The following is a 24,147-nucleotide window of genomic DNA, read 5'->3' on the forward strand; positions in this document are numbered from 1 at the left end:
GTCTTGCGGGGTGAGACGCGAGGTGAGACGACTGCGTCACTTCTGGCGCTTGTAGAACGGCAGGGCGACGACCTCGTAGGGCTCGTGGGTGCCGCGGATGTCCACACCTACACCCTGGGTGCCGGGCGCGGCGTGCGCCGCGTCCACGTACGCCATCGCGATCGGCTTTCCGAGGGTCGGGGACGGGGCGCCGGAGGTGACCTCGCCGATGACCTCGCCGTCCTTGACGACCTGGAAGCCGGCGCGCGGGACCCGGCGGCCCTCGGCGACCAGGCCGACGAGCTTGCGCGGCGGGGCGGTCTCGGCGCGCTCGGCGGCCTTCTCCAGCGCCTCGCGGCCGACGAAGCGGCCCTCGTTGCTCGTCTTCTCGAACTTCACGACCCGGCCCAGGCCCGCGTCGAAGGGGGTGAGGGCGGTGGTCAGCTCGTGGCCGTACAGCGGCATGCCCGCCTCCAGGCGGAGCGTGTCACGGCAGGACAGGCCGCAGGGGATCAGGCCGACGCCCTCGCCCGCCTCGGTCAGCGCCCGCCAGACGCCCTCGGCGTGCTCGGGCTTCAGGAACAGCTCGAAGCCGTCCTCGCCGGTGTAGCCGGTGCGGGCGATCAGCGCCGGCACGCCCGCGACCGTGCCGGGCAGGCCGGCGTAGTACTTCAGGCCGTCCAGGTCGGCGTCGGTGATCGACTTCAGGATGCCGGGGGACTCCGGGCCCTGGACCGCGATCAGGGCGTACGCGTCACGGTCGTCGCGCACCTCGGCGTCGAAGCCCTCGGAGCGGGCGACGAGCGCGTCCAGGACGATCTGGGCGTTGGAGGCGTTGGCGACGACCATGTACTCCGTCTCGCCGAGGCGGTAGACGATCAGGTCGTCGAGGATGCCGCCGTCCTCCTGGCAGATCATCGTGTAGCGGGCGCGGCCGTTGCCCACGGTCGAGATGTTGCCGACCAGGGCGTGGTCGAGGAGCTCCACGGCCTGCGGGCCGGTGACCGTGATCTCGCCCATGTGCGAGAGGTCGAAGAGACCGGCGCGGGTGCGGACGGCGTTGTGCTCGTCGCGCTCGCTGCCGTACCGCAGCGGCATGTCCCAGCCGGCGAAGTCGGTCATGGTCGCGCCCAGCGAACGATGCAGGGCATCGAGGGCGGTCAGGCGGGGGGCAGTGCTCATGGGGTGGCTCCCGGGTCCCAAGGGCGTGATCGGTGACGAAAACACATGACGGGCGAGGACGTCCTCCCCATCTGTCATGGAACCTGAGAGGTTCACCGAGAGCATCTCGTCACCGAGAGATCGGCTTGCACCTTGGGTGGGGACACGACACGGTGTCCCGCTTTTCAGATCTGCCTCATCCGCGCGGTACGGGGCCTGAGAGATTCAAGGGAGGGTCTTGCTCCTTCGGCGCCCGGACGCGCTCGGCGGTCCGGAACTCTCCCGCGCGGATTCGAGCGGCCGGTATGCGATTGTGCGGCGACTGTGCGCGCCTGGCGCGCACATCATCGCACGCGGTGTCGGCCGGGCAAATCACTTGTGCCGCATTACCGTTTCTTTACACTTCGTGGGCAAGGGTCTCCTCAGGTCTCCTGAGACCCGACAGGGGGAGAGCGATGAGGATCCAGCACACCGGCGCATACGCGACGAGTACCGGCATACCGACCCAGCGGGCCCGCGCCCGGAGCCGCCGCCGAGGCCGCCTCCTGCGGGACCTGCGCGAGCGCGGCGGCCGCGGCCCCCGCGCCCTCACCTTCGCCGCCGGCGACCTCGTCGTCGTCTCCGGGCTGCCCGGCAGCGGCAAGTCCACCCTCATGAAGCGCGCCGCCGAGGGCAGCGGCATCGACTCCCAGGACGCCCGCGAGCGCTGGGAGGCCCGCATGCCCCGCCTCCTGCCGTACGCCGTCTACCGCCCCCTCGTCCGGATCGCGCACTACGCGGGACTGCGCCGCGCCCTGCGCTCCGGCGCCAGCGTGATCGTCCACGACTGCGGCACCCAGTCCTGGGTGCGGGGCTGGCTCGCCCGCGAGGCGCGGCGGCGCGGCCGCGCCCTGCACCTGCTCCTCCTCGACGTCGCCCCGGACACCGCGAGGGCCGGCCAGCACGCCCGGGGCCGGGGCGTCTCCGCGTACGCCTTCGCACGGCACCGGCGGGCCGTCGGCCGGCTCCTGAGGGCCGCCGAGTCGGGCAGCCTGCCGCACGGCTGCGCCTCGGCGACCCTCCTCGACCGGGACGCGGCCGACTCCCTGCGGAGGATCGGCTTCCGCCAGGCGGCCTGAGGGACGGTTCCAGGAGGTGGGGGCGTCCCATACCCGTCCCGGGACGCCCGTACCCTTCCCTTTTGGCCACGGCGGCGCCGGGGCGGCGTTAGGGTGCTGCCGGGCGGCCGGTGCGGCAGGCCGTGCGAGAAGGGGAAACGGGACCGTGGACGTGACGTGGCCGGGCAACGAGCTCGAAGAGGTCCTCGCCGCCTCACTCGGCAACCCCGAGGCGGGCGGCCGGCTGGTCGAGGTGCTGGGCCGCAGCCCCGTCTGGGTGCCCCTGCCCAACGGCGGCGGCCCCGACAGCCCCGGCCTGGACCTCGCCACCCTGGAGATCGACGGCGCGGCGTACGTCCCCGTCTTCAGCTCCGAGCAGCAGTTCCTCGCCTGCGTCGGCGACCACATGTCCTTCACCGTCGCCCCCGCCCGTGACTTCGCCCGCGGCCTGCCCCCGCAGCTCGGCATCGCCGTGAACCCCGGCGGAACCGTCGGCGTCCCGCTGCCCCCGCCCGCCGTCGCCGAGCTCTGCCGCGCCGGCCGCACCCCGCTCGACGGCCCCGCCAGCGGCGGCCGCGTCCGGCTCTTCGAGCCCGACTGGCAGGACGACCCGGTCGACTTCCTCGCCGCCGCCTCCGCCGAGTTCGAGGCCACCGGAGTCGTCGCCACCGCCCGCCGCGCCCTCGCCAGCGTCGAGGGCACCGAACCGGCCCTCTTCATCGGCGTCCAGCTCTCCCACTGGGAGGGAGCCGACCGCACCGCGCCCCTGGACGCCCTCGGCCGCGCCCTCGGCCGGGTCGAGGTCGCCTGGCCGGTCAACCTGATCCTGCTCGACATGGCGCAGGACCCGGTCGGCGACTGGATGCTGGAGCGGGTACGCCCCTTCTACCAGCGCGCCGCCGTGTGACGGCCCCCTGTTTAAGCTGAACTGACTCGATCGCTGGACAGACGTACGTGGTGGACGGAAGAGGGGCGGGACCCAGGGTGAGCGCGTCAGGCACCGCTGCGACCGGAGGACGGGTCGAGCACATGCTGCGCCAGGTGGCACCCGGACGCTACGACGCGTACGAGCAGTTGCTGCACGCCCTCGCTGACGGCGAGCTCTGGATGCTGCTCTGGCAGGGCGCCCCCGGCTCGCCCGACGCCCAGTACGGGAACATGGAGGTCGACGGCTTCGGCTACGCGCCCTGCGTCACCTCCGCCCAGGAGCTCGCCGCCTCCGGCTGGAACCGCGCCCACGAGCTCGTCACCGGCCGCGAGATGGCCCGGGCCCTCTACCCCGACCGCTGGGGCGTCTGGCTCAATCCGCACGCCCCCGGCGGCGGCCTCGGCATCCCCTGGGCCGACCTGCGCCGGATCGCCACCGGTCTCGACCGGATGCCCGCCGGGCCGCTGCGCGTCACCGAGCCCGCCCTGGAGATCCCGCAGTTCTACGCCCTGCTCACGCAGAACGCGCACCGCACACCGGCCGTCCGGGCGCTGCGCCGCGGCTGGGTGCAGCCGGCGCTCGGCTCCCCGTACCTCGCCATCGGTCTCGACCTGTACGACACGTCCGCGGCGGCCGTCGACAACGTCCGCTCGATGATGCGGCAGTCGATCGGCGCCGTACCCGACGGGCTGCCCGTCTCGACGGTCGCGCTCTCCGACGCGTACGACCCGGTGGCCCTGTGGCTGCGGGCGAACGCGCGGCCCTTCTACGACCGCGAGGCGCACGCCGGACGCGGATCCGCCTCCGTACCGGGGTACGGATACCCCCCGGCGACTCCGTCCGGATACTGAGACGTCCCTCGTGTCCCAGTTGTCGGCAAAGGCCTCCGGAGTCCGCTCCGGAGGCCTTCGTTCACCCCAATTCGACACCTCACGACACCTGTTGAGCGACATGTCCGATTGCGCGGAAGAGGGACCCGGTTGGTCCGCTCAGGTGATCACGACGTCCGGATAACGGAAGTCGCAGCACCGCATCACGTTTGAGCAAACATTCACCTTCAGGTCTGGCGGGTGATCACAAGCGCATTGAAGACTCCCCGGAACACAGGACGTTCGACTCCTTTCGAGCCGATGTCCAGCAGGTTGTTCCACCGAGCCGCTACCCGCGGCGGGCAAGGGCCGGCTACCGGCGGCCGAGAGGGGTCCTCACCACGATGACGGCACCACTGCACGAGAAGAGTGCGGGCGAGGCGACCGCCACCGTCGACGGCGCGCCCGACGCTCCCGGCACTCCGGACAACTCCGGCGCCACCGGCAAGGCGATCGAGGGGCGCTCGCCCTGGAAGATCGCCTGGACCCGGCTCAAGCGCGACAAGCTGGCCCTCGCGGGCGCCTTCGTCGTCGTCTTCCTGATCCTCGTCGCGATCTTCGCGCCGGTCATCGTCGGCCTCCTCGGCCACCCGCCGGACGAGTTCCACGAGGACCAGATCGACCCGCTGTTCGGCACCCCGATCGGCTCCTGGGGCGGTGCGAACGGCGACTTCCTGTTCGGCGTCGAGCCCGTCAACGGCCGTGACGTCTTCAGCCGGATCGTCTACGGCGCCCGGATCTCGCTGCTCGTCGCCTTCCTGGCGGCGGTCTTCGCGGTCTTCCTCGGCACGATCCTCGGGATCATCGCGGGCTACTTCGGTGGCTGGATCGACGCGGCCCTCAGCCGGATCATGGACGTCATGCTGGCGTTCCCGCAGCTGCTCTTCACGATCGCCCTGGTCTCGGTGCTGCCGAACGAGTTCCTCGGCCTGGACGGATCGGGCGTGCGCATCGCCGCGCTGGTCGTGGTGATCGGCTTCTTCGGCTGGCCGTACGTCGGCCGCATCGTCCGGGGCCAGACGCTCTCGCTGCGCAACCGCGAGTACGTCGAGGCCGCCCAGAGCCTGGGCGCCGGCCGCCTCTACATCCTGCGCCGCGAGCTGCTGCCGAACCTGATCGCCCCGATCATGGTCTACGCGACTCTCATGATCCCCACCAACATCCTCACCGAAGCGGCGCTCAGCTTCCTCGGCGCGGGTGTGAAGCCTCCCACCGCTTCCTGGGGCCAGATGCTGTCGACGGCCATCACCACCTACGAGGCGGACCCCCTGTTCATGGTGATCCCCGGCCTCGCGATCTTCATCACCGTTCTGGCGTTCAACCTCTTCGGCGACGGCGTGCGTGACGCGCTCGACCCGAAGGGCTCCCGCTGACCGTTCGCCGACGACACGCAAGACCCGCCCCTGCCGCTGGCGACAGGAGGCCCACCCCAAATCGGCGGACCGCCGTAACGGCCGCCACTATCCCGGAGGTTGCTGGACCCATGCTGAAGAGCTCTCAGCGCAGAATCGCCGCGGGCGCGCTGCTTGCGGCGGCCACGATGGTCGCTGCCACCGCCTGTGGCGGCGGCAACGACAACGGTGGCGGCAAGGGCAACGCGGGCGCGGCCGGCTTCAACGCCGCCGTGAACAAGGTTGCCAACGCCTCCGACAAGAAGGGCGGCGAGCTGAAGTTCATCGGCTCGCAGGAGGCCGACTCGTGGGACCCGCAGCGCGGCTACTACGGCTTCGTGTGGGACTTCCAGCGCTACTACACGCGCCAGCTGGTCAGCTTCAAGTCCGAGCCGGGCGCCGCCTCCACCGAGCTGGTCCCCGACCTCGCCACGGACGCCGGCAAGGTCTCGGCCGACGGCCTCACCTACACGTTCACGCTGAAGGACGGCGTGAAGTGGGAGGACGGCAAGCCGATCACCTCCAAGGACATCAAGTACGGCATCGAGCGCATCTGGGCGCAGGACGTCATCTCCGGCGGCCCGATCTACCTCCAGCAGGTCCTCGACCCCAAGGGCGAGTACAAGGGCCCGTACAAGGACACCACGGCGGACAAGCTCGGTCTGAAGGCGATCGAGACCCCGGACGACAAGACCATCATCTTCAAGCTGCCGGTCGCCAACGGTGACTTCCTGCAGATGCTGGCCATGCCTGCCGCCTCCCCGGTCCGCCAGGACAAGGACACCAAGGCCAAGTACGGCCTGAACGTGTTCTCCTCCGGCCCGTACAAGTGGCAGTCGTACACGCCGAACAAGTCCATGAAGCTCGTCCGCAACACCAACTGGGACGCCAAGTCGGACAACATCCGCAAGGCGCTGCCGGACACCATCAGCGTCACGTTCACCACGAACGCCGACGACATGGACAACCGTCTGGTCGAGGGCGAGTACGACCTCGACATCAACGCGACCGGTGTCGGTGCCGCCGCCCGCCAGAAGGTGCTCCAGCAGCACAAGGGCAACGTCGACAACCCGCAGACGGGCTTCATCCGCTACGCGGTCTTCCCGCAGACGGTGATCCCCAACATCGAGTGCCGCAAGGCCATCATCTACGCGGCCGACTCGAAGTCCCTCCAGACCGCCCGTGGTGGCCCGCAGGCCGGTGGCGACATCGCCTCCAACATGCTGCCGCCGGCGATCAAGGGTGCCGACCCGAAGGCCGACCCGTACGGCAAGCTCGCCGGCGCCGCGGACCTGACCAAGGCCAAGGACGCGCTGAAGAAGTGCGGCAAGCCGAACGGCTTCAAGACCACGATCGCGGTCCGCAACAACAAGAAGATCGAGATCGCGACCGCCGAGTCCCTCCAGCAGTCGCTGAAGGCCGTCGGCATCGACGCCCAGATCGACCAGTTCGACGGCGCCCAGACCTCCGGCATCATCGGTTCGCCGAAGGTGGTCAAGGAGAAGGGCTACGGCATCATCATCATGGGCTGGGGCGCCGACTTCCCGACCGGTCAGGGCTTCCTCCAGCCGCTGGTCGACGGCCGCTTCATCCTGCAGAGCGGTAACAACAACTTCTCCGAGCTGAACGACAAGGCCGTCAACGGCCTGTTCGACCAGGCGCTGAAGGAGACCGACCCGGTCAAGGCCGGCGAGCTCTACAAGCAGATCAACACGAAGGTGTCGGAGGCCGCGGTCTACCTGCCCTTCACCCACGAGAAGAACATCATCTGGCGCAGCTCCCGGCTGACCAACGTCTACACGGCGGACGCCTACAACGGCCGCTACGACTACGCGTCGCTCGGCGTCGTCAAGTAATCCGACCCGCTACACCGGCGCACCACCCGCCGCCAGGTCCGAAGGGCAGGTGATGGCCGTTGGCGGTGGCCGGGGAACCCGATCGGGTTCCCCGGCCACCGGCCGGCCGACCGCATGCTTGCATACATAGTCCGACGGCTCTTCGCAGTCGTCGTGATGCTGCTCGTCGTCACTCTGGTGACGCTCAGCATCTTCTTCCTCATCCCCAAGATGACCGGCAGCGATCCTGCCGCGATGTTCGTCGGCAAGCAGGCGGATCCGGCTTCCATCGAGGCCATCCGGCAGAAGCTGGGCCTGGACGAGCCGATCCTGGTGCAGTTCTGGCACTTCGTCTCCGGCATCTTCGTCGGCCGGGACTACACCGGCGGCGGCGACACGATCCACTGTGCCGCGCCCTGCTTCGGCTACTCGTTCCGTACCGAGCAGGACGTCTGGACCATGCTGGTCGACGCCTTCCCGGTCACCCTGTCCATGGTCATCGGCGCCGCCGTGCTGTGGCTGGTCCTGGGCGTGTCCACGGGTGTGGTCTCCGCGCTCAAGCGGGGCACGATCATCGACCGCGCGGCGATGATCACCGCGCTCGCCGGTGTCTCGCTGCCCATCTTCTTCACCGCCATGCTGGCGATGCTCGTCTTCCGCACCCAGCTCAAGTGGGTCGACGCCTCGTACGTGCCGATCACCGAGTCCTTCGGCGGCTGGTTCGGCGGACTGCTCCTGCCCTGGGTCACCCTCGCCTTCCTGTACGCGGCGATGTACGCGCGGCTCACCCGCGCCACCATGCTGGAGGTCCTCGGCGAGGACTACATCCGCACCGCGCGGGCCAAGGGTCTGCCGGAGCCGGTCGTGCTCGGCAAGCACGCCATGCGCTCCACCATGACCCCCATCCTGACCATCTTCGGCATGGACCTCGGCGCCCTCATCGGCGGCGCGATCCTGACCGAGACCGCGTTCAGCCTCCACGGCCTCGGCGGCCTCGCCATCAAGGGCGTGAGCGAGCGTGACCTGCCACTGATCCTGGCCGTCACCCTCATCACCGCCGCCTGCGTCGTCATCGCGAACCTCGTGGTGGACCTGCTGTACGCGGTGATCGACCCCCGAGTGAGGCTCGCATGACGGACAAGCTGACGAAGACCGGCGCGGCGGTGGGAGAGCCCGTCGACACCGGGAAGTCCGCCCCCTCCGACGCCTTCCTCGACGTGCGCGACCTGAAGATCCACTTCCCGACCGACGACGGTCTGGTCAAGTCGGTCGACGGTCTCAGCTTCCAGCTGGAGAAGGGCAAGACCCTCGGCATCGTGGGCGAGTCCGGCTCCGGCAAGTCGGTCACCTCGCTCGGCATCATGGGCCTCCACACCGTCGGCCAGTACGGCCGGCAGAAGGCGAAGATCTCCGGCGAGATCTGGCTGAACGGCCGCGAGCTCCTCACGGCGGACCCCGACGAGGTCCGCCGGATGCGCGGCCGCGAGATGGCGATGATCTTCCAGGACCCGCTGTCCGCGATGCACCCGTACTACTCGGTCGGCAACCAGATCGTGGAGGCGTACCGCGTCCACAACGACGTCGACAAGAAGACGGCGAAGAAGCGGGCCATCGAACTCCTCGACCGGGTCGGCATCCCCGAGCCCGCCAAGCGGTTCGAGAACTACCCGCACGAGTTCTCCGGCGGCATGCGCCAGCGCGCGATGATCGCCATGGCGCTCGTCAACAACCCCGAACTGCTCATCGCCGACGAGCCCACCACGGCGCTCGACGTCACCGTGCAGGCGCAGATCCTCGATCTGATGCGGGACCTCCAGAAGGAGTTCGGCTCCGCGGTCGTCATCATCACCCACGACCTCGGCGTCGTCGCCGAGCTCGCCGACGACATCCTCGTCATGTACGGCGGACGCTGCGTCGAGCGCGGCCCGGCCGAGTCCGTCTTCTACGAGCCGCAGCACCCCTACACCTGGGGCCTGCTCGGCTCGATGCCGAGGATCGACCGCGAGCAGACCGAGCGGCTCATCCCGGTCAAGGGCAACCCGCCCAGCCTCATCAACGTCCCCAGCGGCTGCGCCTTCAACCCGCGCTGCCCGTACGCGGACGTCCCCAAGGGCGGCATCACGCGCACCCAGCGCCCGGAGCTGACGCTCGTCGGAGAGCGTCACCACTCCGCCTGCCACATGCCGCAGGAGGAGCGGACCCGCATCTGGAACGAAGAGATTGCGCCGAAACTGTGAGCGACAACATGGAACCTCTGCTCAAGGTCACCGGCCTGCAGAAGCACTTCCCCATCCGGAAGGGCCTGCTCCAGCGTCAGACCGGTGCGGTCAAGGCGGTCGACGGACTGGATTTCGAGGTCTACCCCGGTGAGACCCTCGGCGTCGTCGGCGAGTCCGGCTGCGGCAAGTCCACGATGGGCCGGCTGATCACGCGTCTGCTCGAACCCACCGGCGGCAAGATCGAGTTCCAGGGCACGGACATCTCGCACCTCGGCGTGTCGGGCATGCGCCCGCTGCGCCGGGACGTCCAGATGATCTTCCAGGACCCGTACGGCTCGCTGAACCCGCGCCACACGGTCGGCTCGATCGTCTCGGCCCCCTTCAAGCTCCAGGGCGTCGAGCCCGAGGGCGGCGTGAAGAAGGAGGTCCAGCGGCTGCTGGGCCTGGTCGGCCTGAACCCCGAGCACTACAACCGCTACCCGCACGAGTTCTCCGGCGGCCAGCGCCAGCGCATCGGCATCGCCCGCGCCCTGGCCCTCAAGCCGAAGCTCGTCGTCGCGGACGAGCCGGTCTCGGCCCTGGACGTCTCCATCCAGGCGCAGGTGGTCAACCTCCTGGACGACCTCCAGGACGAGCTCGGCCTCACCTACGTGTTCATCGCGCACGACCTCTCGGTCGTCCGGCACGTCTCGGACCGCATCGCGGTGATGTACCTCGGCAAGATCGTCGAGCTGGCGGACCGCAAGTCCCTGTACGAGAACCCGATGCACCCGTACACCCGGGCCCTGATGTCCGCGGTGCCGGTCCCCGACCCGCGCCGCCGGGGAGTCAAGAGCGAGCGCATCCTGCTCAAGGGCGACGTCCCGTCCCCGATCGCCCCGCCGCCGGGCTGCCGCTTCCACACCCGCTGCTGGAAGGCCACGGACGTCTGCCGCACCCAGGAGCCGCCGCTCCTGGAGCTCCGCCCGGGCCAGCGCGTGGCCTGCCACCACCCGGAGAACGCGGACGGCGTGACGGTCCCGGAGGCCCGCCAGTCGGTGGACGTCACGATCACGAAGAAGCCGGATCCGTCGGAGCCGGAGCCGGAGCCGGAGCCGGAGCCGGTGGCGAAGACCGAGGCACCGGAGACCGAGGCCGAGGCTGACGTGAAGGCCGGCGTGAAGGGCGAGGCCGAGGCTGAAGCGAAGGCCGAGGCGACGGCTGACGTGAAGGCCGACGTGAAGGCCGACGCGGAGGACGACGCGTCCGGGGAGTGAGCCCCGGGGGTGACCCCGAGGGGGCCCTCGAGAGAGACCCCGAGGGAGACCGGGAGGCCCCTGTCGCCGCACGGCGACAGGGGCCTCCCCGCGTCCGGGGGCGGGCGGGACAACCGGGACAATGGGGCCGTGCTCCACGAATTGTTCACCCCCTCCGTCCAACACGCCCTCGATCTCGTCGGCATCTTCGTCTTCGCCATCTCCGGCGCCCTCCTCGCCGTCCGCAAGAACTTCGACGTCTTCGGCATCGCCGTCCTCGCCGAGGTCACCGCCCTCGGCGGAGGTCTCTTCCGCGACCTGATCATCGGCGCCGTGCCCCCCGCCGCCTTCACGGATCTCGGCTACTTCCTGATGCCACTGATCGCGACGGCCCTCGTCTTCTTCCTCCACCCGCAGGTCGAGCGCACCCAGACCGCCGTCAACGTGTTCGACGCGGCCGGCCTGGGGCTCTTCTGCGTGACGGGGACGACGAAGGCGTACGACTACGGCCTCGGCCTCACCTCCTCCGCAGTGCTCGGTCTCGCGACGGCCGTCGGCGGCGGTGTGCTGCGGGACGTGCTCGCCAACGAGGTGCCGTCGCTGCTGCGCTGGGACCGGGACCTGTACGCCGTCCCGGCGATCGTGGGCGCGACGATGGTCGTGCTGTGCATCCGGTTCGACATGCTCAACGCGTTCACGAGCGGCGCCGCCGTCCTCACGGCCTTCGCGCTCCGGCTCCTCGCGATGCGCTACCACTGGCGCGCGCCCCGCGCCTGGAACCGCCGCTCCTCCGCCCGCGAGGAGCCCGAAAAAGCTACCGCTCAGTAGCTACCCTGCGGTACCGTCGGAAACATGAGCACGAGCACCGAGACCAGCGTCGCGCCCCACGAGTTCGACCGCGACACCGCCGTCGCCCTCCGGGAGCCCGGTGTCTACGACGCCGACCTCTCCGCCGGCTGGACGATCATCCACGCCGTCAACGGCGGCTACCTCCTCGCCCTGCTCGGCCGCGCCCTCGGCGACCACCTCCCGCACCCGGATCCGTTCACGATCTCGGCGCACTACCTCACGCCCTCCGTGCCGGGCCCCGCAGTGATCCGGACGGAGACCGTCCGCACCGGCCGGACCCTCTCCACCGGTCAGGCCTCGCTCTTCCAGTACGCCGAGGACGGCACCGAGGTCGAGCGCATCCGCGTCCTCGCCTCGTACGGAGACCTCGACGCCCTCCCCGACGACGTCCGCACCTCCGCGACGCCCCCGGCGATGGCCCCGATCGAGAACTGCTTCAGCGCCGCCGACAACCCGGCCCCGAGGATCCCCGGCTCCTCCGCGATCGCCGACCGGCTCGACCTCCGGCTCGACCCGGCCTGCGTGGGCTGGGCGATCGGCGCCCCCTCCGGCAAGGGCGAGATGCGCGCCTGGTTCGGTCTGGCCGACGGCCGCGAGCCCGACGCCCTGTCCCTGCTCCTCGCGGTCGACGCCCTGCCGCCGACCTCCTTCGAGCTGGGCCTGAAGGGCTGGACCCCGACCGTGGAGCTCACCACCCACGTCCGCTGCCGCCCGGCCCCGGGCCCGCTGCGGATCTCGATCACCACCCGGAACCTGGCCGGCGGCTTCCTGGAGGAGGACGCCGAGGTCTGGGACAGCGCGGACCGCCTGGTAGCCCAGTCCCGCCAACTGGCCCGCGCCCCACGCCCCTGACCCCGCGGGTGCGGGCCCCGTGTGGGCCCGCGCCCTGCCCGTGTGGGCAATCGTCCCTCCCCCAGGCTTCGTCCGGGGGACCCCCAGGGGCGATGGGGGTCCCGCCTGCTCGAGCGAAGCCGAGAGCTTGGGGGAGGGTGGGCCCACGGGACGGCGCCCCCAGCGGCGCCTCGGCGTTCCGCGCCTGGACCCGCACCACGCGCGCGCCGCACAAAGGGGTGCGGGTCAGGGCGCGGAAGCCTCTGGCGCCGACAAGGGCGCCGTCCGTGGTGCCCACCCGTTCCGCCCCAGCGGAACGACTGCCCACAACGGCGAGGCGGAGGCGCGGCCCACGACGAGCGCCGGCGAGCGCGTCGCCCGCGACGGGCGGAGGCTCAAGCCCCCGCGGCCGAGAACCGCCCCGGTCCGCGGCGTATAAGGGCCGGGCGCCGGGCCCGCGTACCCGGGCTCGTAGAATCGACCCACCATGGCTTACCTCGACCACGCCGCGACCACGCCCATGCTGCCCGAGGCGATCGAGGCGATGACCGCCCACCTCGCCGTCACGGGCAACGCCTCCTCCCTGCACGCCGCCGGACGGCGGGCCCGGCGGACCGTCGAGGAGGGGCGCGAGACGCTCGCCGCCTCGCTCGGCGCGCGGCCGAGCGAGGTCGTCTTCACCTCCGGCGGCACGGAGGCCGACAACCTCGCCGTGAAGGGCCTGTACTGGGCCCGGCGCGACGCCGACCCCCGCCGCACCCGCGTCCTGGCCAGCCCGGTCGAGCACCACGCCGTCCTCGACGCCGTGGACTGGCTCGCCACGCACGAGGGCGCCACCGTCGAGTACCTGCCCGTCGACCGCCACGGCCGCGTCCACCCCGAGGCCCTGCGCGAGGCGATCGCCCGCGACCCCGATTCCGTCGCCCTGGCCACCGTCATGTGGGCCAACAACGAGATCGGCACGATCATGCCGGTCCGTGAACTCGCCGACGTCGCCGCCGAGTTCGGCGTCCCCCTGCACGCCGACGCCGTCCAGGCCGTCGGCCAGGTCCCGGTCGACTTCGCCGCCTCCGGACTCGCCGCGATGACCGTCTCCGGCCACAAGATCGGCGGCCCCTACGGCATCGGCGCCCTGCTCCTGGGGCGCGAGCACACCCCCGTTCCCGTCCTGCACGGCGGCGGGCAGGAGCGGCACGTCCGCTCCGGCACCCTCGACGTGCCGGCCGTCGCCGCCTTCGCCGTCGCCGCCCGGCTGGCCACCGAAGGACGCGAGGAGTTCGCCCGCGAGGTCGGCGCCCTGCGCGACGAACTCGTCACCGCCGTCCGTACGGCCGTCCCCGACGCGATCCTCGGCGGCGACCCGGTCGAGCGGCTCCCCGCCAACGCCCACTTCACCTTCCCCGGCTGCGAGGGCGACTCCCTGCTCCTGCTGCTCGACGCGGCCGGCATCGCCTGCTCCACGGGCTCCGCGTGCACCGCCGGCATCGCCCAGCCCAGCCACGTCCTGCTCGCCACCGGCACCGACCCGGACCTGGCCCGGGGCACCCTCCGCTTCTCCCTCGGCCACACCTCCACGAAGGAGGACGTCGCGGCGGTCGCCGGGGCGATCGGCCCGGCCGTCGAGCGCGCGAGGACCGCGGGCCTCAGCTGAGCTTCGTCCGCTCCCGCCGTACGAGCCCCATGTACCGGTCCCAGTCCCAGTGCGGACCGGGATCGGTGTGGTCGGTGCCCTCGACCTCGACGTGCCCGATGATGTGCTCCCGGTCCACGGGTATCCCGTACCGGGCGCATATGTCGGCGGTGAGCCGCGCCGAACCCTCGTACATCGCCGCCGTGAAGTCCTGCGGCCGGTCGACGAAGCCCTCGTGCTCGATGCCGATGCTCCGCTCGTTCATGTCGCGGTTCCCGGCGTGGAAGGCGACGTCGAGCTCGCGGATCATCTGCGCCACGTGACCGTCCTTGCGGACCACGTAGTGCGCGGCGGCCCCGTGCCCCGGGTCCTTGAAGACCTTCAGGGCGCTCGCGTAGCTGCCCTGGACGACATGGATCACGACCCGGTCGATCGTGTAGTCGTCCGGCCGGTCGGCCCGCCGCCAGTTCGCCCGCGCCGCCGACGTCCACTCGGCGCCCTTGTGGTCCAGCTCCCCCTCGGCCCGCTTCTTCTCCATCCCCGGCAGTCGCCACCACAGACGCCCCAGCTCGTCCCTGGCCAGCGCGACCGTGCCCACCGCGGCGGCCGCGCCGCCGATCAGCACGGCCCTCCGGCCCACGCGCCGCCCGTCCGCCCCGCTCCCCGTGCCCTTCGACTGGCTCCCCATGCCACGGAGAACGCTCATCACCGCGATCGCGGTTCCCGGCGCCCCGTACCCTGGTAGGGCTATGACTAAGACTCTCCGTGTTCTCGCCGCCATGTCGGGTGGAGTGGACTCCGCCGTCGCCGCCGCCCGTGCCGCCGAAGCCGGCCACGACGTCACCGGCGTGCACCTGGCCCTCTCCGCGAACCCGCAGTCCTTCCGTACGGGAGCGCGCGGCTGTTGCACGATCGAGGACTCGCGCGACGCACGCCGGGCGGCCGACGTCATCGGCATCCCCTTCTACGTGTGGGACCTCGCCGAGCGGTTCCGCGAGGACGTCGTCGACGACTTCGTCGCGGAGTACGAGGCGGGCCGCACGCCCAACCCGTGCCTGCGCTGCAACGAGAAGATCAAGTTCGCGGCGCTGCTCGACAAGGCGCTCGCCCTCGGCTTCGACGCGGTCTGCACCGGCCACTACGCCACCGTCGCCCTGAACGAGGACGGCACCCGCGAGCTGCACCGGGCCTCCGACATGGCCAAGGACCAGTCGTACGTGCTCGGCGTGCTCGACGAGAAGCAGCTCGCGCACGCGATGTTCCCGCTCGGCGACACCCTCACCACCAAGGACGAGATCCGGGCGGAGGCCGAGCGGCGCGGGCTCGCGGTCGCGAAGAAGCCCGACAGCCACGACATCTGCTTCATCGCCGACGGCGACACCCAGGGCTTCCTGGCCGCCCGCCTGGGCAAGGCGGACGGCGACATCGTCGACGAGGCAGGGACGAAGGTGGGCAGCCACGAGGGCGCGTACGGCTTCACCATCGGCCAGCGCAAGGGCCTGCGGATCGGCCACCCGGCCGCGGACGGCAAGCCGCGCTACGTCCTCGACATCTCGCCCGTGAACAACACCGTCACGGTCGGCCCCGCCGAGGCCCTCGACGTCACCGCCCTCACCGCGATCAAGCCCCGCTGGTGCGGCACCGCCCCCGAAGGACCGGGCCGCTACACCGCTCAGCTCCGCGCCCACGGCGGCGAGACGCCGGTGAGCGCGGCGATGGAGGACGGGGAGCTGAAGGTCACCTTCGACGAGCCCGTCCGCGGCGTGGCCCCCGGCCAGGCGATCGTCCTGTACGACGGCACGCGCGTGGTCGGCTCGGCCACGATCGCGGCGACGACGCGGCGTACGACCGCGACGGCCACGGCCTAGAGCGGCTCGTCCAGGAACTCCTCCAGGACCGGGGCCAGGACGTGCGGGGCCACCTCGCCCGTCTGGCCCGTCAGGGTGCGGTGCCGGGCCCGGGGGAGGGCCGCCGTCAGGGCCCGGGCCGCGCGACGGGTCGCCGCCGGGCTCGCGCCCCCGTCGACCACGAGCACGCGCGGGGCGACCCGCCCCAGGTCCTCCTCGCCGACCGTGTCCGTCGGCTCGTACACCGACACCGCGCCCACCGGCAGCCCGGCCGCCGCCCCCGCGAGCGCGAGCGCACCGCCCGTCTCCGTGCCGTGCACGGCCGCGCCCGGGCCCGCCGCCTCCAGGACGGCCGCCAGGTCCTCGATCTCCCGCTCCACCGCGGCCGGCCCGCGCCGCTCGTACGTCACGACGGAGAAGCGCCGGGCCAGCAGCTCGGCCAGCGCCCGCCCGCTCCCGTCCGCGCCCGGCGCCCCGCCCACCAGCACGACCGACCGCCCGTCGGCGCTCCCGTCCCCGTACCGCTCGTACGCGATCTCCGTACCGTCCCGCGACACGACCCGGCCCCGGACCCTGCTCAGCGTGGTGCTCACCTCGTCCATGGCAGGGCAGACCGGGACCGTCACCGGAACTCATCGCCGCCCGCCGGACTTTTTCCGGACCCCCTACGGTGGAGTCCATGAACATCTGTGTCTTCCTCTCCGCCGCCGACCTCGACGAGCGCTACACGGCCCCGGCCCGCGAGTTCGCCGGCCTGCTCGGCAAGGCCGGCCACACCCTCGTCTGGGGCGGCTCCGACACCGGCCTCATGAAGGTCGTCGCGGACGGCGTCGAGGAGGCGGGCGGCCGGCTCGTCGGGGTCACCGTCGACTTCCTGGCCCACAAGGCCCGCCCGAACACGGACCAGATGGTCGTCGCCGGGGACCTGGCCGAACGCAAGGCGCTCCTCCTCGCCAAGTCCGACGCGATCGTGGTCATGGTCGGTGGCACCGGCACCCTCGACGAGGCCACCGAGATCCTGGAGCTGAAGAAGCACGGCAAGCACTCCAAGCCGGTCGTGCTCCTCAACACGGCGGGCTTCTACGACGGACTGAAGGCCCAGTTCCACCGCATGGAGACCGAGGGCTTCCTCCCGATCCCGCTCACCGACCTCGTCTTCTTCGCCGACGACGGCGCGACGACCCTCGCGTTCCTGGAGTCCCGCCTCAGCTGAGCGGTGCGCCTCATCGATTGCGTGTGCGATGTGTGTACGCGTGCTCTTGCGCACTCGTGAGTGTGCTGCTATGAACTGACGCGATTTCTCTGTCCGGAAGTCGTTCGCTACTGCGTACGTGGTCATGTTCTGCGCTAGCTTCGTGCCGCGCGGAAGCGGAAGCGGAATCAGAACGCGGACGAGACGGGGGCGGCGATGTCGTTATCGGAGCGCTGGCAGGAGCTGTTGGGGTCGGCGGACGACGGAGGGGCCGTCATGAGCCTCGCCTCGACGGCCCCGGAACCGGGGACCGGCGGGGGAGCGGACGGCAGGCTCAAGCACAGCGGAGGCCCCTGGACCAGCGCCTCCGGCACCGCGGGCGACCTCAGGGCCGGCGCCGAGACGAGCCGGTCGTTATTCGGTCCCGGCCACGAGGGCCTCGGGGTCGGGGCCGCCGGACTGACCGCCGTCACGGCACTCACCGGCGTGCGGACGTCCTGGGAGGAACGCCTCGGGGCGTTACGGGACGAGTGTGAGCAGCTCAAGGGGACCCTGCTGACGGTCGCCAAGGAGATGGGCGAGACCGAGACCGCCATCGAGAGGTCCTTCAAGGGCGTCGATGCCGGCGGCAAGGCCGGTGAGCGGCGATGACCGGTCCCCTCACCTGGCAGCTGTTACGGGACCTCAGGACCTCCGCACTGACGGAGGCGGGAGACACCTGGCACGAGGTGTCGAACCGTTCGGACGCCGATCGTGTACGGGTCGACCGTGCGATGTCCGCGAAGCTCCGCGAGACCCAGGAGAGTGAATCGGCGGAGGCGGCCCTCGGCCGGCTCCAGCGCCTGAGCCGCAACTTCCAGTACGTGCACAGCGAGTGCGGCCTCGTCCGGACGGCGCTCAACGGACTTGCCGCGGATCTCGCCGAACCGCAGAACCAGCTGAAGCAGGCCCTCGGGGACGCCGCTGCCCTGAACCTCACCGTCCACGAGGACGGTTCCGTGAGCTACCCGGCCGCCGAGGTCGAGGACCTGACCGGCGCGAAGCAGGAAGCCCCGGGCAGCAGCGTCCGGGGCAGTGCCCGCCTCCCCCTCGAACCGCCCGGCTTCGGCGTCGGCGGGCAGTCGCCCCTGTACCCGGGCTACCAGGGCTTCAAGCCGCTCAACCCGAACGCGGCGAAGGCGCAGGACGTGGCCGACCGCATCGCGCGGGCCGTCCGGTCCGCCGGAGAGATCGACGCCCGGTACGCGAAGACCCTGAGCGGGCTGCGCGCGGAGAAGGGCCTCGACGTCACCGAGGCCACGCTGAAGGACGTCGCCCGGGACACCGTCGACGTCCGCAGCAAGGCCGGCACGTACCTCGGCGAGGACGTCCCGGACGACAAGAGCCCCACCGAGCGCAAGAAGTGGTGGGACGGGCTCACCGAGGAACAGCGCCGGGAGTACCTCGAGATCGCGCCCGACCTGGTCGGCGGCCTGGACGGCATCCCGTCGGTCGCCCGCGACGAGGCGAACCGCAACTACCTCCCCATCCTGATGGACGATCTGGCCCGTCAGGGCGGCGACGACGCCACGACCAAGCTCGACGCCCTCCGCATGATCCAGGACAAGCTGAACAAGCCGAGCGACCCGCCGATGTTCCTGCTCGGCATCGGCGACGAGGGCAACGGCCGCGCGATCGTCGCGTACGGAAACCCGGACACGTCGAAGAACGTCTCGGCGTACGTTCCAGGTCTGGGGACGAAGCTCAACGACGAGTTCGTCACGGACACGATGAAGCGGGCCCAGGACACGGCTAGGGGTGCCCGGCGCTTCGATCCGTCCAGTGCCGCGATCGTCTGGCTTGGCTACGACGCCCCGCAGAACGTGGACGTCATGACGAGGGGCGACGCCGAGCGAGGCGCCCCGGCGTACAACCAGTTCATGGCGGGACTCTCGGCGACGAACGAGAACAGGGACCCTCATGTGACGGCGATCGGACACTCTTACGGCTCGCTCACCGTGGGTACGGCCGCCCAGCAGTCCGGCGGAATCCCGGGTGCCGACGACGTCATCCTCCTCGGCAGCCCCGGCGTGGACGCACAGAAGGCCGAGGAACTCGGTGTCGGCAAGGACCACGTCTTCGTCGGCGCGGCGGACAACGACCCTGTGACCCACCTGCCGACCAAGGGTGAGGCGGCGCTGGGCTGGGCGCTGGGCGGCCCGTTGGGCGTCCTGCCCGCCCGCGACCTCTTCGACATCGGCAACGACGACGTGTACTTCGGCAAGGACCCGGCGAGCGAGGCCTTCGACGCCCGCCGCTTCAAGGTCGACGACGGGCCCCGCATGATTGTCGAAGGGGGCGGCTTCGACGCCCACTCCCAGTACTTCACGCCGGAACTGGACCCTGAGTCCGCCAACAACATCTCCAGGATCGTCGCCGGGCGATCCGACCTGATCACTACGGAGGAGCACCGATGAAGAGACTGGGGCGGATGGTTCGGACGGCCGTCCCCGTCATCCTGGCGGGCGCGGTGCTCGCGGGGTGTGCAGGGCAGGGCGGCCGAGGAGCGAGGACAGATATGAACATGCAGAAAGCGGCGGAGCGGGCAGACACGATTCTGGACGCCACGCTGGGCGCGGTCGCGCCTGAGGTCCAGTGGGCCCACGACACCTGGACCAGCGGAAGCTGCACGGTGACGCGGCGCCGGGCTGTGACGACCGTCATCTCCGAGCAGCGGCGCGGTAACTTCCTCGGCGTGATCGAGCGGTTCTGGAAGAAGAGCGGTTACCAGATCACCGGTGTGAACCAGGACCGGGAGATGCCGTCCATCTTCGCCAGGAGTCCCGACGGCTTCGAGTTCGACCTCACGGTCGGGTACAAGGGCCAGGCGTTCTTCGATCTCACCACCCCGTGTGTCGAGCACTCCGACGTCGCCGAACCGGCCACCAAGCCCAACGGCCCCGCGTACCCCTACGGCAAGATCCCCACCCCCAACGTCCGCTCCGACTTCTGGTCCGCCACGGCTCCCGCCCCCGCCCCCTCCTCCTGACCGCAGGTGGGAGCATGGCTCCCATGGCTACACATGTGATCACCGGAGCGGGTTCCGGCATCGGCGCGGCCGTCGCGCGCCGTCTCCACGGGCGCGGGGACGAACTCGTGCTCCACGCGCGCGACGCGGGGCGGGCCAAGGAGCTGGCGGCGCTGTTCCCCGGCGCGCGGACCCTCGTCGGGGACCTCGCCGACCCGGACCGGCTGTCCTGGGCCTTCTCGCACCAGAGCCTCCCGGATCGGGTCGACAGCCTGCTGCACATCGCGGGTGTCGTCGACCTCGGCCCGATCGGGGACCTCACCCCGAAGACCTGGCACCACCAGCTGAACGTCAACCTCGTCGCCCCGGCCGAGCTGACCCGCCACTTCCTGCCCCAGCTGCGGGTCTCCCAGGGCCACGTCGTCTTCGTGAACTCGGGCGCCGGGCTCAACGCGCACGCCGAGTGGGCCGCGTACGCCGCCTCCAAGCACGGCCTCAAGGCCCTCGCGGACTCCCTGCGCCACGAGGAGCACGCCAACGGCGTGCGGGTGACCTCCGTCTACCCGGGCCGCACCGCCAGCCCCATGCAGGCGAAGGTCCACCAGCAGGAGGGCAAGGAGTACGACGCCTCCCGCTGGATCGACCCCGAGTCGGTCGCGACGGCGATCCTCACGGCGATCGACCTGCCGCGCGACGCGGAGATCAACGACCTCACCGTGCGCCCGGGACGATAGAGATGGTCGAGACGAAGCTCTTCGGGCCCGCCACCGGCGTCGGGTCCCTGCCCGGCGGCGACGCGCGCGAGGCGGCGAAGACGGTCACCGGATCCTTCGAGGACTTCCCGTTCCTCGCCGAGCTGCCCGCGCGCGGCCCCGGCGCCGACATGATCGGCCGGACGATCGGGATGCTCGTCGACCTGTACGCGCACGTGGAGCCGAGCGGCTGGCGGGTCAGCGACCGGCCGGGCCGCGACACCAGGCGGGCCCGTTCCTGGCTCGGCGAGGACCTCGACGCCCTGGAGGAGTTCACCCAGGGGTACGAGGGCCCGCTCAAGGTCCAGGCCGTGGGCCCGTGGACGCTCGCCGCGGCCCTGGAGCTGAGCGGTGGCGAGGCCGCCCTCGGCGACGCAGGGGCCTGCCGCGACCTGGCGGGCTCCCTCGCCGAGGGCCTCCGCACGCACCTCGCGGAGCTGCGCAAGCGGATCCCCGGGGCGCGGCCGGTCCTCCAGCTCGACGAGCCCTCGCTCACCGCGGTGCTGCGCGGCCACGTCCGTACCGCCAGCGGCTACCGCACGTACCGGGCCGTCGACCGGCAGGTCGTGGAGAGCGCCCTGCGGGACGTGACGGCCGTCCACGACGGGCCGGTGGTCGTCCACTCCTGCGCCCCCGACGTGCCCTTCGCGCTGCTGCGACGGGCCGGGGCGGCGGGCGTCTCGTTCGATTTCTCGCTCCTCACCGAACGTGACGAGGAGCCGATCGGCGAGGCCGTGGAGGCCGGGACGAAGCTGTTCGCCGGTGTGGTGCCGTCCACTGACGGCCCGTTGTCGGACCCGGGAGGTAGCGTCATGGGTGTCAGGACGCTGTGGCGCAGGCTGGGGCTGAATCCGGGGACTCTGGCGGAGTCCGTCGTGGTCACCCCCTCGTGCGGGCTCGCGGGTGCTTCGCCCGCCTATGCCCGGGCGGCGCTCGCCCACTGCGTCAGAGCGGCACGGTCGCTCGCGGACAACCCTGAGTAACGGGAGGACGAAACGGTGGCAGTCGAACAGGGGGCCCTGCCCGCCGAGGCACGGGAGAAGCACGCCGAGCTCGCCGAGCAGGTCGAGGAGCACCGCTTCCGGTACTACGTGAAGGACCAGCCGGTCATCAGCGACGGCGACTTCGACAAGCTCCTGCGCGCGCTCGAAGCGCTGGAGGAGGAGTACCCGGAGCTGCGGACCCCGGACTCGCCGACCCAGAAGGTCGCCGGGCAGTACGAGACCGAGTTCACCTCCGTCGAGCACCGGGAGCGGATGCTCTCCCTGGACAACGCCTTCGACGAGGAGGAGCTGGCCACCTGGGCCGAGCGGGTCGCGCGGGACGTCGGCACCCCCGACTTCCATTACCTGTGCGAGCTGAAGGTCGACGGCCTCGCGGTCAACCTCACCTACGAGCACGGGCGGCTGACCCGGGCCGCCACCCGCGGCGACGGCCGCACCGGCGAGGACATCACGCCCAACGTCCGGACGATCGCCGACATCCCCGAGCGCCTGCGCGGGGAGCGGATCCCCGACCTCGTGGAGATCCGCGGCGAGGTCTACTTCCCGATGGAGGCCTTCGAGGGGCTCAACGCCCGCCTGGTGGAGGCCGGTGACAAGCCCTTCGCCAACCCGCGCAACGCGGCGGCCGGTTCGCTCCGGCAGAAGGACCCGAAGGTCACCGCCTCGCGCCCGCTCCACATGGTCGTCCACGGCATCGGCGCCCGCGAGGGCTTCGACATCGCCCGGCTCTCGGAGACGTACGCACTGCTCCACGAGTGGGGCCTGCCCACCGCCCGGCACAACAAGGTGGTCGACTCGCTCGACGGCGTGCGCGAGTTCATCGCGTACTTCGGGGAGAACCGTCACTCCGTGGAGCACGAGATCGACGGGGTCGTCGTCAAGCTCGACGAGATCCCGCTCCAGGGCCGCCTCGGCTCCACCGCGCGCGCCCCGCGCTGGGCGATCGCCTGGAAGTACGCGCCGGAGGAGGTCAACACCAAGCTGGTCGACATCAAGGTCGGCGTCGGCAGGACCGGGCGCGTCACGCCGTACGCGCAGGTCGAGCCGGTCACGGTCGCGGGCTCCGAGGTCGAGTTCGCCACCCTCCACAACCAGGAGGTGGTGAAGGCCAAGGGTGTCCTCATCGGCGACACCGTCGTGCTGCGCAAGGCCGGCGACGTGATCCCGGAGATCCTCGGTCCGGTCGCCGACCTGCGGGACGGCACCGAGCGGGAGTTCGTGATGCCCGCCGAGTGCCCGGAGTGCGGGACGCCGCTGAAGCCGATGAAGGAGGGCGACATCGACCTCCGCTGCCCGAACGCCCGGACCTGCCCGGCCCAGCTCCGCGAGCGGCTCTTCTTCCTGGCCGGGCGGCAGTGCCTGGACATCGAGAACTTCGGCGCGGTGGCCGCGGCGGCGCTCACCCGCCCCCTGGAGCCCTCCGAGCCCCCGCTCGCGGACGAGGGCGACCTCTTCGACCTCACCATCGAGCAGCTGCTTCCGATCAAGGCGTACGTCCTCGACCCGGACAGCGGGCTGCCCCGGCGGGACCCGAAGACCGGCGAGGAGAAGATCGTCACGGTATTCGCCAACCAGAAGGGCGAGCCGAAGAAGAACGCGCTCGCCATGCTGGAGAACATCGCGGCGGCGAAGACGCGCCCGCTCGCCCGCTTCATCAACGGTCTGTCGATCCGGCACGTGGGGCCGGTGGCGGCCGAGGCGCTGGCCCGTGAGTTCCGCTCGCTGGAGCGGATCGAGCAGGCGAGCGAGGAGGAGCTGGCGGCCGTCGACGGGGTCGGCGGGATCATCGCGGCCGCGGTGAAGCAGTGGTTCTCGGAGGAGTGGCACCGCGAGATCGTGCGCAAGTGGCGCGCCGCCGGGGTCAGCCTGGAGGACGAGGGCGCCGGCGAGGATGTGGGACCCCGTCCGCTGGAAGGTCTGACGGTGGTGGTGACCGGCACCCTGGAGAAGTTCACCAGGGATGGCGCAAAAGAGTCGCTCCAGCGGCTCGGAGCGAAGGTGACCGGTTCCGTTTCGAAGAAGACCGCCTTCGTGGTGGTCGGTGAAAACCCTGGTTCGAAGTACGACAAGGCGATGCAGCTGAAGGTTCCGGTTCTGGACGAGGAAGGCTTCTCCGTCCTGCTCGAACAGGGGCCCGAGGCGGCTCGGGAGGCCGCGGTGCCCGTCGCCGAATAGCCCCCGGGCGGCCACCGGAAGCTCACCCGTTCGGCGCATACCAGATCGTTACGGGTGGCCGGGTCTCATTCGGGCAAGAGAGGGAGAGCGCTGCCCGTCGAAGCCCTCGGCGGCCTAGTGTGGTGACCGTGCGTCCAGTCCTGCAC

The 24,147-nt window shown here is 71.1% G+C and carries 22 protein-coding genes and 2 riboswitches; of the genes, 19 read left to right on the forward strand and 3 right to left on the reverse strand.

The window, feature by feature from the left end; translation table 11 throughout:
- Nucleotides 1-36: 36 nt before the first annotated feature.
- Nucleotides 37-1,161, reverse strand: coding sequence for a glycine cleavage system aminomethyltransferase GcvT (gene gcvT, locus ACN9M0_RS25890; protein WP_366036004.1), 1,125 nt, complete (start codon nucleotides 1,159-1,161; stop codon nucleotides 37-39).
- Nucleotides 1,162-1,222: 61 nt separating this feature from the next.
- Nucleotides 1,223-1,334, reverse strand: a riboswitch (glycine riboswitch).
- 1 nt (nucleotide 1,335) lies between these two features.
- Nucleotides 1,336-1,435, reverse strand: a riboswitch (glycine riboswitch).
- 160 nt (nucleotides 1,436-1,595) lie between these two features.
- Here gcvT and ACN9M0_RS25895 point away from each other — a divergent pair.
- The 11 genes from ACN9M0_RS25895 (at nucleotide 1,596) to ACN9M0_RS25945 (ending at nucleotide 14,045) form a co-directional block, all read left to right on the forward strand.
- Nucleotides 1,596-2,258 carry an AAA family ATPase gene (locus ACN9M0_RS25895; protein ID WP_366036003.1) on the forward strand — a complete coding sequence of 221 codons (663 nt, stop codon included), beginning with the start codon at nucleotides 1,596-1,598 and terminating at the stop codon, nucleotides 2,256-2,258.
- 145 nt (nucleotides 2,259-2,403) lie between these two features.
- Nucleotides 2,404-3,144 carry an enhanced serine sensitivity protein SseB gene (locus tag ACN9M0_RS25900; protein ID WP_366036002.1) on the forward strand — a complete coding sequence of 247 codons (741 nt, stop codon included), beginning with the start codon at nucleotides 2,404-2,406 and terminating at the stop codon, nucleotides 3,142-3,144.
- Between the two features lie 77 nt (nucleotides 3,145-3,221).
- Complete coding sequence (locus ACN9M0_RS25905) at nucleotides 3,222-4,016, forward strand: enhanced serine sensitivity protein SseB C-terminal domain-containing protein (protein WP_366036001.1); 795 nt, start codon at nucleotides 3,222-3,224, stop codon at nucleotides 4,014-4,016.
- Between the two features lie 362 nt (nucleotides 4,017-4,378).
- A complete protein-coding gene (locus ACN9M0_RS25910) occupies nucleotides 4,379-5,407 on the forward strand; it encodes an ABC transporter permease (RefSeq protein WP_366036000.1) in 1,029 nt (342 codons plus the stop codon).
- A 110-nt stretch (nucleotides 5,408-5,517) separates the two neighbouring features.
- Nucleotides 5,518-7,281, forward strand: a complete 1,764-nt coding sequence (locus ACN9M0_RS25915; protein ID WP_366035999.1) for an ABC transporter substrate-binding protein — start codon at nucleotides 5,518-5,520, stop codon at nucleotides 7,279-7,281.
- A gap of 114 nt (nucleotides 7,282-7,395) precedes the next feature.
- Nucleotides 7,396-8,394: an ABC transporter permease gene (locus ACN9M0_RS25920; protein WP_366035998.1), complete on the forward strand. Its 999-nt coding sequence runs from the start codon at nucleotides 7,396-7,398 to the stop codon at nucleotides 8,392-8,394.
- Complete coding sequence (locus ACN9M0_RS25925; protein WP_366035997.1) at nucleotides 8,391-9,497, forward strand: ABC transporter ATP-binding protein; 1,107 nt, start codon at nucleotides 8,391-8,393, stop codon at nucleotides 9,495-9,497. The genes ACN9M0_RS25920 and ACN9M0_RS25925 overlap by 4 nt, the downstream gene beginning before the upstream one ends.
- A gap of 8 nt (nucleotides 9,498-9,505) precedes the next feature.
- Nucleotides 9,506-10,735, forward strand: a complete 1,230-nt coding sequence (locus ACN9M0_RS25930) for an ABC transporter ATP-binding protein (RefSeq protein WP_426404299.1) — start codon at nucleotides 9,506-9,508, stop codon at nucleotides 10,733-10,735.
- 129 nt (nucleotides 10,736-10,864) lie between these two features.
- Nucleotides 10,865-11,542, forward strand: a complete 678-nt coding sequence (locus tag ACN9M0_RS25935; protein WP_366035995.1) for a trimeric intracellular cation channel family protein — start codon at nucleotides 10,865-10,867, stop codon at nucleotides 11,540-11,542.
- 24 nt (nucleotides 11,543-11,566) lie between these two features.
- Nucleotides 11,567-12,415, forward strand: a complete 849-nt coding sequence (locus ACN9M0_RS25940; RefSeq protein ID WP_366035994.1) for a thioesterase family protein — start codon at nucleotides 11,567-11,569, stop codon at nucleotides 12,413-12,415.
- Between the two features lie 466 nt (nucleotides 12,416-12,881).
- Nucleotides 12,882-14,045, forward strand: a complete 1,164-nt coding sequence (locus ACN9M0_RS25945) for a cysteine desulfurase family protein (protein WP_366035993.1) — start codon at nucleotides 12,882-12,884, stop codon at nucleotides 14,043-14,045.
- Here the strand turns inward: ACN9M0_RS25945 and ACN9M0_RS25950 are convergent.
- On the reverse strand, nucleotides 14,038-14,712 hold the full coding sequence (locus ACN9M0_RS25950; protein ID WP_426405326.1) for an N-acetylmuramoyl-L-alanine amidase: 675 nt from the start codon (nucleotides 14,710-14,712) through the stop codon (nucleotides 14,038-14,040). The genes ACN9M0_RS25945 and ACN9M0_RS25950 overlap by 8 nt on opposite strands.
- Nucleotides 14,713-14,773: 61 nt before the next feature.
- On the opposite strand from ACN9M0_RS25950, the gene mnmA reads away from it, so the two are divergent.
- Nucleotides 14,774-15,892, forward strand: a complete 1,119-nt coding sequence (gene mnmA, locus ACN9M0_RS25955) for a tRNA 2-thiouridine(34) synthase MnmA (protein WP_366035992.1) — start codon at nucleotides 14,774-14,776, stop codon at nucleotides 15,890-15,892.
- Here mnmA and ACN9M0_RS25960 read toward each other — a convergent pair.
- Nucleotides 15,889-16,473: an alpha/beta hydrolase gene (locus ACN9M0_RS25960; RefSeq protein ID WP_366035991.1), complete on the reverse strand. Its 585-nt coding sequence runs from the start codon at nucleotides 16,471-16,473 to the stop codon at nucleotides 15,889-15,891. The two genes, mnmA and ACN9M0_RS25960, sit on opposite strands and share 4 nt — an antisense overlap.
- Before the next feature lie 77 nt (nucleotides 16,474-16,550).
- On the opposite strand from ACN9M0_RS25960, the gene ACN9M0_RS25965 reads away from it, so the two are divergent.
- The 7 genes from ACN9M0_RS25965 to ligA all read left to right on the forward strand — a co-directional run bounded on the left by ACN9M0_RS25965 (nucleotide 16,551) and on the right by ligA (nucleotide 24,001).
- Nucleotides 16,551-17,084 carry a TIGR00730 family Rossman fold protein gene (locus ACN9M0_RS25965; protein ID WP_399696028.1) on the forward strand — a complete coding sequence of 178 codons (534 nt, stop codon included), beginning with the start codon at nucleotides 16,551-16,553 and terminating at the stop codon, nucleotides 17,082-17,084.
- 255 nt (nucleotides 17,085-17,339) lie between these two features.
- A complete protein-coding gene (locus ACN9M0_RS25970; protein WP_399696027.1) occupies nucleotides 17,340-17,714 on the forward strand; it encodes a hypothetical protein in 375 nt (124 codons plus the stop codon).
- The gene (locus ACN9M0_RS25975) at nucleotides 17,711-19,519 is read left to right on the forward strand and encodes an alpha/beta hydrolase (protein WP_426404300.1); all 1,809 of its coding nucleotides are present in this window, start codon (nucleotides 17,711-17,713) and stop codon (nucleotides 19,517-19,519) included. Before ACN9M0_RS25970 ends, ACN9M0_RS25975 begins: the two co-directional genes overlap by 4 nt.
- Before the next feature lie 101 nt (nucleotides 19,520-19,620).
- Complete coding sequence (locus ACN9M0_RS25980; protein WP_426404301.1) at nucleotides 19,621-20,091, forward strand: hypothetical protein; 471 nt, start codon at nucleotides 19,621-19,623, stop codon at nucleotides 20,089-20,091.
- Nucleotides 20,092-20,105: 14 nt separating this feature from the next.
- Nucleotides 20,106-20,804 (forward strand): SDR family oxidoreductase, encoded by a 699-nt coding sequence (locus tag ACN9M0_RS25985; protein ID WP_366035989.1) that lies wholly within the window; start codon nucleotides 20,106-20,108, stop codon nucleotides 20,802-20,804.
- A 2-nt stretch (nucleotides 20,805-20,806) separates the two neighbouring features.
- Nucleotides 20,807-21,805 (forward strand): methionine synthase, encoded by a 999-nt coding sequence (locus ACN9M0_RS25990; protein ID WP_366035988.1) that lies wholly within the window; start codon nucleotides 20,807-20,809, stop codon nucleotides 21,803-21,805.
- Between the two features lie 15 nt (nucleotides 21,806-21,820).
- Nucleotides 21,821-24,001, forward strand: a complete 2,181-nt coding sequence (gene ligA, locus ACN9M0_RS25995) for an NAD-dependent DNA ligase LigA (protein ID WP_366035987.1) — start codon at nucleotides 21,821-21,823, stop codon at nucleotides 23,999-24,001.
- Nucleotides 24,002-24,147 lie beyond the last annotated feature (146 nt).

The sequence above is a fragment of the Streptomyces sp. R-07 genome (assembly GCF_049913175.1).
Classification (GTDB): domain Bacteria; phylum Actinomycetota; class Actinomycetes; order Streptomycetales; family Streptomycetaceae; genus Streptomyces.